This window comes from Ureaplasma diversum, assembly GCF_000941095.1.
In the GTDB taxonomy this organism is placed as follows: Bacteria; Bacillota_I; Bacilli_A; order Mycoplasmatales; family Mycoplasmoidaceae; genus Ureaplasma; species Ureaplasma diversum.
Genome location: NZ_CP009770.1, coordinates 885,515 through 899,714, shown reverse-complemented (window position 1 = coordinate 899,714; position 14,200 = coordinate 885,515). Strand labels below are relative to the sequence as shown.

The following is a 14,200-nucleotide window of genomic DNA, read 5'->3' as shown; positions in this document are numbered from 1 at the left end:
AAAGGAAATAAAAATTAGTAGGTTAATATTACTTTTCTACTTTAGATAAATTACTCATTATTTGAGTTAAAAGATAAGAGTTGATCTCTATAGTATTCGTATTGTTTTTGACGTAGTTCGATTTCTTTAGGTAAACCTTCGGAAAGGTTGCTTGTTAATGAATCAAATTGATCAAGGATTGAAGCGATGTAGTTTTGGACTTCTAATGGTGGGATTGGGATTATAAAACGAGCTAAATCCTTACTATAAACGTGTGTAATTCCAGCCCCCTGTTTTAAACTATAAATTTTGTCTTGAACACTTATTAATCAATGATATAAATATCTTTTGTTTAAATTATCAATAGGTTCAACTGAAAAAGCATCACTTAAGAAAATTGGTTGATCTCAATAACTAACATAACCAGCATTTCCGCTTCCAGCAACAGTTATTGTTCCAGCATCTCTATTGCTTATTCCATGATAATATGCGGGTTTTACACCACCAGAGACAACTGGGATATCGCCATCGATAATGTCCTTCTTTGTTATATACTGACCCCTTTTAAAATTACAAACATCACCTAAAGTTTTATACTCAACTTCTACATGCTCTCCACAAAGCTCATATGTCTTCTTAGTTAAGTATTCATTACTAAGAAGAAAGTTTCTGTAGTAGTTATATTGTTTAGTTCTTAATAGTAATTCGGACCGTAATTCGGACCGTAATTCGGTAACATATTTTGTGAATTTGTCAAGTGTTTTTGCAATTTTTTCTTGTACTTCTAAAGATGGAATTGGAATCAAAAAACGGGCTAAATCTTTACCATAAACATGTGGTATTCCAGCTCCCTTTTTTAAAGCATAGATTTGATCTTGGATGTTAACTAATCAATAATATAAATACTTTTTATTTAAATTACCAATAGGATCAACTGAAAACGCATCACCTAAGAAAATTGGTTGATCTCAGTAACTAACAAAACCAGCATTAACTCCGCTTCCAGCAACTGTTATTGTTATACCATCTCTATTACTAATTCCGTGATAATAAGCAGGTTTTATACCACCAGACACTACAGGAATATCGCCATCAATAATGTCTTTCTTTGTTATATATTGACCCCTTTTAAAATCGCAAACTTCCCCTAATCTCTTCCACTCCACTTTTTCATTCTTTATCAACTTCAATATATTTTCCATAATTAATCCCCTTTTTAAACCTATTCATAGCTCTATTCATTATCTCAATACAATAATTATAAATTATATTTAGATGATTAAATGTTTGACAATAAAAAAAGAATTGTTGTTTTAACAATTCCTTCATATTTATGTTTTGTTTGGTTCTTGTTTATTTGGATCAAAGTGTTTTTTACAATACTCTTCACCATTGCTTTTTAAACATTCATTATAATTGGTTGGTTTAGGTTTTCTCTTGGTTGAAACAATTCATGCCACACCACTAATGACAACAGATAAACCAAGACCTACACCAATTCAAATTTTGGCTTTTTTGGATAATTGAAAATTTTGATTAGGATTATTATTTTGCTTGTTCATCTGCTAATTCTTGTAATTTCTTTTGAACAGTAGCTACACTAACTTCAACTGGTTGTCTTGCATCTAAAACTAAATAGTTAATGCCAAAGTCCTTACATACATTTGTCATATAACTTGTATAAAGTTCTAATAAACGTTTGAAATATGTTTCATTCTTATCGAAGTTTTCAATTTCAACTGCTCGGTTACGTTTATAAATACGTTCTTTAAATAGTTCTCAATCACCATCAAGGATGATGTATAGTTTAGGAACTCCATGTTCATAAACTAATTCTTTACAAATTCCTTGTCAAAGACCATCATAGTATGAGAAAACTGATGGTTTATCAATATTAGCATGAGCAAATAATCAGTCTTCAAAAATACTTCTATCAAAAATTGTTAAATCTTTTTGGTTACAGTTGTTTTTATAGTTTGAAAATCGGTTAAGCACGAAATAAAGTTGAAATAATGAACCAAAAAGAACATTGTTTTCACGCTCATACATTTTTGCTAACAACAAATTCATTAATTGATCATCATCGTTCATTTCATAAACTACATTTGATGGTTTATATGTTTCGTGTAAAGCTTGAGCAAGTGTTGATTTACCAAAAGCAATCATCCCCCCAATGACAATTGAATTTGATAAACGGTTCTTTTTAAATTCAGGCGTCTTAACCTGTTTGTTTGATTTTTGCATATTAAATTACCCTTGTTGTTAATAATTGATTATATAAAATTTTATTCTCTTTATGTTGGTTTTTTTATCACTTTTTCAATATCATTTTTTAGCTCTTGACAAGTGATAAATTTTAGGTTATATAGTAGCATTTTACGATACTAAACCCCCTAAATTAAATCTATAAAATATCTCTTTTTTTGGTGTTTATTATGTATAATAAAAAGATAGGATCAGGGGTTGTTATGAATAAAATATCGCTTTATCGGAAATATCGTCCGCGTTGTTTTAGTAGTGTATTTGGACAAGGGATGATCAAGGATCTACTTTTAGCTAGTATAAGAAGTAACCAAATTGGGCATGCATATGTTTTTTCAGGACCTAGAGGTATTGGAAAAACATCTTTTGCTAAAATCTTTGCTTGTGCCATTAATTGCTTAAGTAAAGTCAATGGTAATGATGCTTGTATGAAGTGTGTAAATTGCACATCAATCATTGATGAAAAAGCAATGGATATTGTTGAATTAGATGCTGCTAGTTATAATGGAGTTGATCAAATAAGAGAGATCATCTTAAATGTTAACTACTTACCAGTTAGTCTTCCATATAAGGTTTATATTATTGATGAAGCTCATATGCTATCAAACGCTGCTTGAAACGCTTTATTAAAAACAATTGAAGAACCACCAAGCTATGCTGTTTTTATATTAGCTACAACAGAGTATCAAAAAATTCCTTTAACAATTATTAGTAGATGTTTAAGACTTGATTTTAAACGATTAAATAAAGCTGAACTATCATCAATGATTGAATATGTAGTTGATAAAGAAAATATTAGTATTCAAAAAGAAGCTATAACTAAAATTGTTGATTTAGCAGATGGAGCAGGTAGGGATGCTTTAAGTTTATTAGATCAATTAAGTGTTCATAATAACATTGATTTAAAACTAATTAATCAAGTCTTTGGTTTAATTGATAATAAGTATAAAATTCAATTTCTTGAATATGTAGCTAATCTAAACTTCTCTGCTTTAAGAAGTTTAGTTGATCAATTAAGTTTAGAAGGAATTAGTTTTCATTTATTAGTTGATGATTTAATTCAGATCTTATTTGATACTATTACATATCTTCAAACAAATAGTTTAGAGTATGTTAAAAAACTTAATGAAAATGAACTTAAAACAATTATTAACTATGGATTAGATTATCAAAGAATTTTATCTTTATTAATGTTAGCTAGAAATAAGATTAAAGATTCTGTTCATTCTTTAGTTGAAATGGAAATCTTAGTATATCAACTAACTAATCCAGTTAATAAACTAAATCAATCAAAACCAACTAATCAATTAAATAATGAACTAAACTCTAAAAACCAGCTAAATCAATTTGAACCTAAAACTGAACCTAAATTACAACCACAACAAGAACCTAAACCAACTAAACAAACTGATTCAGTCATTATTAAAGAAAACACTCAACCAATTCCAATTAATATAGAACCTGAAGCGCAAACACCAATTGATTTAGCTTCATTATTTAAAACAAATCTAGTTTATCATCAACAAGCTAACCAACCAGTACAAAAAGATCAACAAGAAACTAATACTTCTAATGAACAATCTAATATAGTTATTGATAATGAAGAAATAATTAAACTTGCTAAACAAGCTCTTTGTTTTACTTCAAAACAAAAAACACTAACATTCTTAAATCTATTTAAAGAAATAAAGCAACAAGAAACAGTAGCTGAACATAAAAAACTAGTTGATAGTTTAACTGTTCTTAACTATACAATTGAAGTTGCTTGGGTATCAGATAATTGTGTTGTTTTAATGTCAGATTATGGATCAAGAGTTGAAGCTATTAACAAAATAGCTTTTGATGATGAATTTATTAAATCTTTTTTTAAGGTTTTTGATACAGATCAATTTGCAGCAGATAAGCAAGTAATAGCAATTGATAAAAAAATAGCTAAGGAAATTAATAGTAAGCGAGCACAATTAAAAAACATTATAATAAATGATGTAAATAATAGCCATGTTAAAAAATTAACTAGCAAATTAAAAGAAACTGCAGAAGCTTTAAAACAATTTAATCTAAGTTTAGAAGAATAAAAAAATAAGGATAAGAAATATGGATATCAAAAAATTAATGCAACAAGCTCAAAAAGCACAAGAAGCTTTAATTAAAAACCAAAAAGAATTTAATGATAAAGAATTTGAATACGACTATAAAGGATATGTTCAAATTAAACTAGCTGGTTCATTATCAATCTTAGACATTAAGATTAAACCAGAATTAGTTGATCCAGATGATACAGATACATTAACTGATGTAATTCGTGCTGCTATTAATGAAGCAATTGAAAAAACAAATAAAGAACGTGATGCTTTAATGAATAGCATGATGCCTAAAGGAATGTTTGGTCGTTAATTATTTAAATTATGAGTAAACCAGCTGAGTTTGAAATGCTTGTTGATGCTCTTCGTTCATTACCAGGAGTTGGAGCTAAGAATGCAAAAAAATGAGCATTTTTCTTATTAAAACAAGATGAACGATACATTAATGATTTCTCAAAACGGATTCTTAATGCTAAAGCTAAAATCAAAAGGTGTGTTAGTTGTGCTAATTTAAGTACTAATGATGAATGTGATATTTGTTTAAATGAATATCGGGATCGTTCTAAATTAATGATTGTAACAACAGTTGAAGAATTAGAACGAATTGAAGCAGCTAATATTTATCAAGGGTTATATCACATCACTGAAGGTGAAATCTCATTAAGAAAAAGTGTAATGATTGAACACACTAATCTTAAAACATTAAAACAACGAGTAGTTGATAATGGGTTTAGTGAAGTTATTATTGCTACTAGTTTTACTCATGATGGATTAGCAACTGCAGAGTATATATTACATTTACTTAAGGATTTAGAAGCTGTTAGGGTTTATCGAATCGGTTTTGGAATTCCATCAAACAGTAGCATTGATTATGCTGATGATGAAACACTAAAACAAGCAATTAATAATAAACTTATGATGAAGGGGTTTTAAAAGTAATGTTAAAATCAATGATTAGTTCAATCGTTTCTAAACGATTGTCAAAAAAATTAAAAAATGCCACTCTTAAAGAAGAAGATATAAAAGAATTATTAAGTGAAATCCGAATTGCTCTTTTAGATGCTGATGTAAACTTGTTAGTTGTTAAAAAGTTTATTAGTAGTATTAAAGAAAAAGCAATCGGAACTTATGTAGAAAACTTTGATAAAGCTTCTGATGTTGTATTAGGAATCATTAAACAAGAATTGGTTCAAATTCTTGGTAAAGAAAACAAACCCCTTAATGTTAATAAAAAACCATTAAAGATCATGATGGTTGGTCTTCAAGGGTCTGGTAAAACTACAACTGTTGGTAAGCTAGCTAATTTTTTAAGAAATAAATATAATAAAAAACCATTATTAGTAGCAGCAGATATTTACAGACCTGCAGCGATTGATCAACTTAAAACACTAGCTGAACAAACTAGAGTTGATTTCTATCAAGAAGGTGTTGCTCGTCCTGATTTAATTGTTAAGAATGCAATGAATCTAGCTGATCAACAAGATAATGATTTAATTATTGTCGATACCGCTGGACGTCTTCAAACTAATGAAGAATTAATGCAAGAATTAGTTAACATCAAACGAGTCTATACACCAGATGAAATCTTCTTAGTAGTAGATGCTATGGCTGGTCAAGATATTATTAATGTAGCTACTGAATTTAATAATTGATTAAAATTAACTGGAATTATTATTACTAAATTAGATTCTGATGCAAGAGCAGGGGCTGCTTTATCAATTACTTCTCTTCTTAATGTACCAATTAAATTTACAGGTACAGGAGAGCGTGTTGGTTCAATTAGTGATTTCTATCCTGAAAGAATGGCAGATCGGATTCTTGGACTTGGAGATATTATGACATTAGCTGAAAAAGCAGCTGATGTTATTGATGAGAAAAAAGCAAAGAATGCTATGCAACGAATGATGGCTGGAAAAATGGATTTAGAAGATCTAATGTATCAAATGAACCAGATTCCAAAAATGGGTAGTTTATCAGGGCTTGCTACAATGATCCCAGGAATTAATAAAATCTCTTCTGATCAAATTGAAGAAGCTGAAAAGAAAATGAAAATCTGAGGGGTTCTTTTATCTAGTATGACTAAAAAAGAACGTCGTGATCCTAAATTATTTAAAAAAGAACCAACAAGAAGAATGCGTGTTCTTAATGGTTCAGGACGTTCTCCTGATGAATTAAACAAACTACTAAAACAATGAGAACAATCAAGAGATAAAATGGCTGAAATGGGTAAAATGCTTAAAAGTGGTAAAAACCCATTTGGCAAAAACATGGGCGGCATGTTCGAATAAAAACTTTATATATCAACCAACTAACAATGCTTACTTAAGCATTGTTTTCTTTTCTATTTAATAATTAATTTAATCTTCTTTCATCAACTTAACAATCTTCCTTAGTTGCTTAAACTAAAAAGAATTGTTTATAATAATATAATTAATATCTATTTGCTTACTTATTGATTTTTAATCAAAGTACAAAGGTAATAGCTATGAAACTTAAAAATCTAAATAAAAAGAAGTTATTAATCTCTATTACAAGTATAGGTGCAATTAGTACTATTTTTGCACCATTAGTTTTTGCTTGTACAAGTGCAAAAGATAAAAATACTGCTAATAGCTCTAATAAAGATAGTCAATCTATTTCACAACTATTTACAATAGCAAACCCTAAAAGTGATATTGATTTATTAAAATCAATGTTTAACTATAATAACAACTACCAACAAAATCCCCAAACAGCATCTCAATACTTAAGTTCTAAAACTAATTATGAAGCAAGAGTAGAAGATCAAAGAAATAAGTTCTACAACAACCTTTTCTTATCATCAGCTTCACAATATACAAATCTGAACCGATCATTAAGTATTGAAGATATTGAGTTTGTTGAATGAATCAACAAACTAACACCTAATACTCTTAAAAATGATTTTATTGCTTTTTTAGCATCTTTATATGGACCTGCACTTGTTGTTAATCTAGAATTTGATGCATCATTTCCAACTGTTGAAGTCTATAAAAAAGAAAATGATCAAAAAATATTAATTAATCCTAATCAGCCAATTTTTGAACCACTAACTCAAGAAGATATCAATAATGGAATTGATTGACAAACAAAAAACAAAAACAAATTTGTTAATATTAATTTCTGGTATGCATACACTAATAAAAATGATTCATCAAGACTAGCTAATGATCCTTTTACATTAGCTCCCATTGGAATATTAACAAATACAAGCCAAAAGTTTCTTGTCCAAATCAAAGACCAACCAATTAACTTAGATCTATTTGTAACTAATCGATTAAAAGAAGCTGCTGATAATACAACAAGAAAACAACTAAAACATACTTATCGCTTAAAATACTCATTTAACGAGTTTAAAGTATATACTCAAACCAGTGTTCTTAAAGAAGAAAATAGACAGCAAGAAGAAGATGCTTACTTACACTTTAGTGGAGATAATAACTTTATTTTCTTAAACAAGTCTTATAGTTTAAACAATGAAATAACTAATGCTAGTTATAGAAATGATTTTTATTCATTAGAACCAGTTTTAGTAGACCAACTAAAACTGTTAAGTTCAGAACAAATCAAAAAAGATGTTGAACAAAGATTTAATTATTTTAATGCTATAGCTAAACAAGCAACTAAAGCTAGTTATGCTATTTTAAACGGAATCGTTAATGATTTAACTATTAAAGAACTATTAACTAAAAATAGTGAAATCATTAAACAATTAGTTGGATCAATCATTAAAAATGAAACAATAGTAGAAATTGTTAGATTGTTTACAGCTAATAATTCATTAGGAGCTGTTGTAGAAGCTTTTAAACCATTATTAGAAAAAACATTAGATCTAGTTCCTTCACTTGATGATAGTATTAAACAAACGATTTCAAGCCGTATCCTAAGTATTGATTTTAAAGATAACTTAGTAGCTGAAATCGATCAAATCCGTCAATTATTAAATAGTGTTTCAATTGAAGCAGTCCAACCATACAAAGCTTTAATTGATCCCCTTCTAAATACGATCCAAACCCTAGAAGCTCAATCTAAAAAAGGAGTTGTGGGACAAGTTGGGATCTTAGATTTTATTGATGCCTTAATTACATTATTATTTAATTTCAATGAATCTAACACACCTAACATTGAAATTGCTTTAGGATCTAATAAAGTTAAGTTATATGATCTGATTCAACAAATCAAAACAATCTTTAATCTTTTAGTACCACATAATAACAGAGCTAATGTAGATAATGATCAACTAGCTTCTAGTGTTGGTTTTGAATACAAATTATCAAACATTAAAATCATTGATTTAATTAGTTTAAATAAAGATAGTAAACTTGATTACAAACAAGGATTAACTTTATTATTAGATTTTTTAAAAACAAACAATATAGTAATTCCGCAAACTTATTTAAGTTTAATTGAAGAATTATTATTAAATAATAAAAACTGAAACAAAACTAATATTAAAGCATTAATTAATGCTTTAATCCACCCAACTATTAAAAGTTCTAATAGTGAACTTAAAATGAATAGTTTATTAGACTTCTTAGAACAAGGAATTGAAATTAAAGAAACTAAACCATTAGAAGTTGAATATGATCCTAAAACTAGGATGTTAAATAAATTAGAAACAGAAGTTGTATATTCACTTAAAGCTTCTATTACAATAGATCTTAAACCATTGTTTGATTTATTACCAGAAGAAGCTCCTAAATCTTTATCAGTTCCAAGTGCTGCTTGAAACATTCTTAAAAAAGAAATACCAAAAGAAATTATTTTAGCTGAAAATGATTCAGTAACAAGAATTAGTAAGATTGTACAACCCCAGCAACTAGCTCCATTAATTTATAATGATATAGCTAGTGATCTAGCTAATAAAGGAAAACATAAATTAGGTTATAAGTTGTTTGTTCAACACGAAGTTAAACCAAATATGCCTTTATCTGTACAAGCAATGCTTGATCGATTTAAAAACAATTCTACAACTACAATTATCCCTAAAAAATATTTATCTCAAGTCTTAGGTTGATTATTCTACCGTTCTTGAAAATTCACAACACCACTTAATATCTTTGATTCACTTGATCAAAATAATAAACAAGTTTTAAAAGATAATGTTGATGATAAATTAGTTGATTATCAAGATAATGTCTACAAAAAAGATTTATCTTTTAGTATTAATAAAGAATTACTTAAAACTAATCCTGATTTACTTAATCAGATATTAACTAAAATTAAAAGTGTTAAAAAAGCTGAACATAAACTAGAAACTGATGAATTAGGTAGAGAAGAGAAGATTTATCAAATTGAAGACCAATTTGAAATTGATCTTAAAACATTAGTTGATGCTGGTTTAATTAAGTTTGGTTCTAAAGTAGATATAAATAATGATTTAATTGCTTCATTTATTCCTATTAGTATTGGGTTTAATCCAAATGTTAAAAAAGATGATCAAAATCCAGATTCAAATTTAGTTGAATATGAATTACTAATTATTAAAAAAGGTTTGGTCAATTTATACTTTAAAAAACCGTTATTAGATTTATCAAATCCAAAAAAACCAGTAATGCGAGAGTTTGTCCAACTTGTAATTTAAAACAACTTAAAAAAACGACTTTTTTTACTCTATTTAGAGTGAATGGGTCGTTTTTGTTTTGAATTAAAGTTGTGTTGCTTGTTGAACTGTTATTTAGTTGTTCATTTGGTTCCATTCGTTCCTTTGGGTATTTGTTAATTTAGTATAATACTTATTAGGTTAGATTTTAAAAATCTATTGGAAAAACGGAGCTGTATACATGCAAAAAGCAAATAATCTATTTGATCAAATTAAAGATCTATTACTTAAAAATAAGGATTATGTGGCAGAAGATAAAACATTACTTAAAGCTAAGGTTATATCTGATGCATATGAAACAAAAAAAGAATTATTAGAATTGTTGCTATCTGATGAGAAAATAAAACAAGCGTTTTTCAAAGATGTAAATGGTGTATTGGTGTTTGATAAAAAGGAGTTTGTCTGATTAATCGAATCTAAGGAATTTTTACCAGATTCATACACTAAATACATGAATAATATTGGACTAACTTGCAACGATGAATATGTTGCAAGAAACAAATCAGTTGTGCTTGATTTTCCTTTTAAAGATTGCTTATTAGTTGGTGGTCAAGATAAGGATGATCAAAAACGAAAAGAAATCTTTTTTAATGATATTTTAGCTAGTGATCAAATAACAAATTTATTAGCTCCTAAGGTTTTTACAAATATTAAAAAATATACAAAAGATGGCATTGAAAATATCACTGATTTTAATGAAGAAGATAATTTAATCATTAAGGGAAATAACTTAATAGTATTAGCTTCTCTTCTTAAAAGATATGAAAACAAGGTTAAATGTATCTATATTGATCCGCCATATAATACAGGGAATGATGGTTTTAATTATAATGACAATTTCAATCACTCTACCTGACTAACATTCATGAAGAATAGATTAGAGTTAGCAAAACGTTTATTAACTGAAGATGGGGTTATTTTTGTAAATATTGACTACTATCAAATGCATTATCTAAAGGTTTTAATGGATGAAATTTTTGGGTATAAAAATTTCGTAACTCAAATTATTTGAAGAATGGGGTTCTTGTCTGGTTATAAAACATTAGCTAATAAATTTATAAGAAATCATGATTCTATTTTATTTTTTTCAAAATCAAATAATTATTTTTTTAAAAAAAACTATATATATAACAAGGATTTTGCTCCATTATTAACGGTCAGTGAAGCTGAAGATATTTTTAAAAAATTTGGTTTGGATAAGAATATTTTTAATGAATTTTTAGAGTTTGTTAATCACACAAATAGAGCAGAGAAATATCCTATCGAAGATACTTGGAATTGTAGTAAATGAGATAAATTAAATTCAGTAGCTATAGACAACTCAACGGGTAGGTCGCTTGAAACTGTGATGATTTCAGTTACTTATCACCATAAAAAGCCTTATTGAAATTCTTATCGTTTTCACTAATGTTATATTCAGCATCTTCAATGCTTGAATAGTTTACATATAGTTTATTTTTATCAATTAATTTAATTAATGCTTGTTTTTGTTCATTAAGGTTTAATGTATTAAATTCTTCATCTAAAGAACTAATATCAGCACTAAAAACATAAGGAACTATTCTATCGTCTTTTAGGATTAATTCCTTAATTTGATTGATGTTTTCATCTGTGGCATCTTTGACTTTTTCAATTAGTTCTTGGGCGTCTTCTTTAAGTTCAAGGTAAACAAAATTGCCTCCACCATTTCATTTTACTGATTTAGAAATACCACCTTGTTCCCCGTTGGTAACTTTTTTCATTCTTTCAATAACAACATCTTTGATGTAACCCATTTGTTCCACACCAATATATCTTCTTCCCATTTTGTGGGCAGTTGCTGCAGTTGTTCCTGAACCAAGGAAAAAGTCAAGGACAAGGTCGTTAGGTTTAGTGCAAGAAGATAAAATGGTTTGAATCAAATTTTCTGATTTAGGGTTTTTAAAAACAGTTTTATCAAATAATTTTTTCAAATGTGTTGTTCCACTAGCACTACTTATATTAACAACGCTTTGAATAGGAAGTAAAGCAGGTCTTAAGACATATTGTTTATCATTTTTAACAAATATTTCACTACGATCCACAAATTCTTTTTTTATTACATTTTTATTATTTTTAATAAGAATTTGATCATTATTTCAATACTCTTTGAATTTAGTTTGAATACCCCAAGTTCAACATCCTAATACATTACCAGATCTTTTAGGTGGTCTAATAATTTTATAACCTAATGATTTTAAATAATCATCAGTCATATATATTTCATTTTCATTAGAGTTTATAGTTAAATTACTAACATCATGGTCTGCTAATGCAACTGCATGAATTATATTGTTGCCTTTTTTGAATACTTTGAAATCATTATAACCTAAATTGTTTTTATCTATTAGTTTGTTATTTTCAATAATACCATTCTCATTACCTTCGTAATAGTAAATTGTATAACCTAAATTAGGTCTATCAATTAATCTATTGTTATTGCCAGTTGCTCCATTTTCATTGCCTTCATAGTAATGAGCAATATATTCAGGATTTTTTCTATTTGTAGATTTGTTTTCAGTTAATGAAAAGTCTTCCTTGTTTTTAAGATGATATTCATCTTTAAAAACTTCTTTTTCTACATAATTAGTATATGTTAGAAGCAAATCATGATAATTTTTAACATATACATGAATATACTCGTGATTTCTTTGTATTGTTTTGCTATCGTTCTGAGTATTACCTTTTAATTGAATTAACATTCCATAAAAATTGTTTCTTCCAAAAACTTCATCCATTAAAACTTTCAAATAAGCTTGTTCATTATCATCAGATTGTACAAAGATAACACCATCATCCGCTAATAATCTTTTAGCTAACTCTAATCTATTCTTCATAAACATGAGTCATGTTGAGTGATTGAATGAATCATTATATTCAAATGAATCATTCCCTGTATTTTGGAAGAAACAATTTTTATGGAATGTTAATTCAATTAAAAGGTAATACTCAGAACGATAGCAAAACAATACAAAGAAATCACGAGTATATTCATGTATATGTTAAAAATTATCATGATTTGCTTCTAACATATACTAATTATGTAGAAAAAGAAGTTTTTAAAGATGAATATCATCTTAAAAACAAGGAAGACTTTTCATTAACTGAAAACAAATCTACAAATAGAAAAAATCCTGAATATATTGCTCATTACTATGAAGGCAATGAAAATGGAGCAACTGGCAATAACAATAGATTAATTGATAGACCTAATTTAGGTTATACAATTTACTATTACGAAGGTAATGAGAATGGTATTATTGAAAATAACAAACTAATAGATAAAAACAATTTAGGTTATAATGATTTCAAAGTATTCAAAAAAGGCAACAATATAATTCATGCAGTTGCATTAGCAGACCATGATGTTAGTAATTTAACTATAAACTCTAATGAAAATGAAATATATATGACTGATGATTATTTAAAATCATTAGGTTATAAAATTATTAGACCACCTAAAAGATCTGGTAATGTATTAGGATGTTGAACTTGGGGTATTGAAACTAAATTCAAAGAGTATTGAAATAATGATCAAATTCTTATTAAAAATAATAAAAATGTAATAAAAAAAGAATTTGTGGATCGTAGTGAAATATTTGTTAAAAATGATAAACAATATGTCTTAAGACCTGCTTTACTTCCTATTCAAAGCGTTGTTAATATAAGTAGTGCTAGTGGAACAACACATTTGAAAAAATTATTTGATAAAATTGTTTTTAAAAACCCTAAATCAGAAAATTTGATTCAAACCATTTTATCTTCTTGCACTAAACCTAACGACCTTGTCCTTGACTTTTTCCTTGGTTCAGGAACAACTGCAGCAACTGCCCACAAAATGGGAAGAAGATATATTGGTGTGGAACAAATGGGTTACATCAAAGATGTTGTTATTGAAAGAATGAAAAAAGTTACCAACGGGGAACAAGGTGGTATTTCTAAATCAGTAAAATGAAATGGTGGAGGCAATTTTGTTTACCTTGAACTTAAAGAAGACGCCCAAGAACTAATTGAAAAAGTCAAAGATGCCACAGATGAAAACATCAATCAAATTAAGGAATTAATCCTAAAAGACGATAGAATAGTTCCTTATGTTTTTAGTTCTGATATTAGTTCTTTAGATGAAGAATTTAATACATTAAACCTTAATGAACAAAAACAAGCATTAATTAAATTAATTGATAAAAACAAACTATATGTAAACTATTCAAGCATTGAAGATGCTGAATATAACATTAGT

Annotated in this window: 11 protein-coding genes; 7 read left to right on the top strand and 4 right to left on the bottom strand. The window is 27.6% G+C overall.

Features of this window, described 5'->3' with window-relative positions; all coding sequences use genetic code 4:
- Positions 1 to 50: 50 nt before the first annotated feature.
- The 3 genes from JM47_RS03425 to JM47_RS03415 all read right to left on the bottom strand — a co-directional run bounded on the left by JM47_RS03425 (position 51) and on the right by JM47_RS03415 (position 2,223).
- The gene (locus tag JM47_RS03425; RefSeq protein WP_208894970.1) at positions 51 to 1,181 is read right to left on the bottom strand and encodes a restriction endonuclease subunit S; all 1,131 of its coding nucleotides are present in this window, start codon (positions 1,179 to 1,181) and stop codon (positions 51 to 53) included.
- A gap of 129 nt (positions 1,182 to 1,310) precedes the next feature.
- Positions 1,311 to 1,541 carry a hypothetical protein gene (locus JM47_RS03420; protein ID WP_208894969.1) on the bottom strand — a complete coding sequence of 77 codons (231 nt, stop codon included), beginning with the start codon at positions 1,539 to 1,541 and terminating at the stop codon, positions 1,311 to 1,313.
- Positions 1,525 to 2,223, bottom strand: coding sequence for a deoxynucleoside kinase (locus JM47_RS03415; protein WP_208894968.1), 699 nt, complete (start codon positions 2,221 to 2,223; stop codon positions 1,525 to 1,527). The genes JM47_RS03420 and JM47_RS03415 overlap by 17 nt, the downstream gene beginning before the upstream one ends.
- A 224-nt stretch (positions 2,224 to 2,447) precedes the next feature.
- On the opposite strand from JM47_RS03415, the gene dnaX reads away from it, so the two are divergent.
- The 6 genes from dnaX (at position 2,448) to JM47_RS03385 (ending at position 11,350) form a co-directional block, all read left to right on the top strand.
- Positions 2,448 to 4,316, top strand: a complete 1,869-nt coding sequence (gene dnaX / locus JM47_RS03410; protein ID WP_208894967.1) for a DNA polymerase III subunit gamma/tau — start codon at positions 2,448 to 2,450, stop codon at positions 4,314 to 4,316.
- A gap of 19 nt (positions 4,317 to 4,335) precedes the next feature.
- The gene (locus JM47_RS03405; protein ID WP_038101685.1) at positions 4,336 to 4,635 is read left to right on the top strand and encodes a YbaB/EbfC family nucleoid-associated protein; all 300 of its coding nucleotides are present in this window, start codon (positions 4,336 to 4,338) and stop codon (positions 4,633 to 4,635) included.
- Between the two features lie 11 nt (positions 4,636 to 4,646).
- The gene (recR, locus tag JM47_RS03400; RefSeq protein ID WP_038101687.1) at positions 4,647 to 5,255 is read left to right on the top strand and encodes a recombination mediator RecR; all 609 of its coding nucleotides are present in this window, start codon (positions 4,647 to 4,649) and stop codon (positions 5,253 to 5,255) included.
- 5 nt (positions 5,256 to 5,260) lie between these two features.
- Complete coding sequence (gene ffh / locus JM47_RS03395; protein WP_208894966.1) at positions 5,261 to 6,610, top strand: signal recognition particle protein; 1,350 nt, start codon at positions 5,261 to 5,263, stop codon at positions 6,608 to 6,610.
- A 197-nt stretch (positions 6,611 to 6,807) separates the two neighbouring features.
- Positions 6,808 to 9,924 (top strand): hypothetical protein, encoded by a 3,117-nt coding sequence (locus tag JM47_RS03390; protein WP_208894965.1) that lies wholly within the window; start codon positions 6,808 to 6,810, stop codon positions 9,922 to 9,924.
- A gap of 199 nt (positions 9,925 to 10,123) precedes the next feature.
- Positions 10,124 to 11,350 (top strand): DNA methyltransferase, encoded by a 1,227-nt coding sequence (locus JM47_RS03385; protein ID WP_208894964.1) that lies wholly within the window; start codon positions 10,124 to 10,126, stop codon positions 11,348 to 11,350.
- Here JM47_RS03385 and JM47_RS03905 read toward each other — a convergent pair.
- Positions 11,301 to 12,797 (bottom strand): DNA methyltransferase, encoded by a 1,497-nt coding sequence (locus JM47_RS03905; RefSeq protein ID WP_222702325.1) that lies wholly within the window; start codon positions 12,795 to 12,797, stop codon positions 11,301 to 11,303. The two genes, JM47_RS03385 and JM47_RS03905, sit on opposite strands and share 50 nt — an antisense overlap.
- A gap of 44 nt (positions 12,798 to 12,841) precedes the next feature.
- Between JM47_RS03905 and JM47_RS03370 the strand changes: the two genes are divergently transcribed.
- The coding region (locus JM47_RS03370; RefSeq protein WP_222702324.1) for a DNA methyltransferase at positions 12,842 to 14,200 on the top strand (1,359 nt) is incomplete at its 3' end.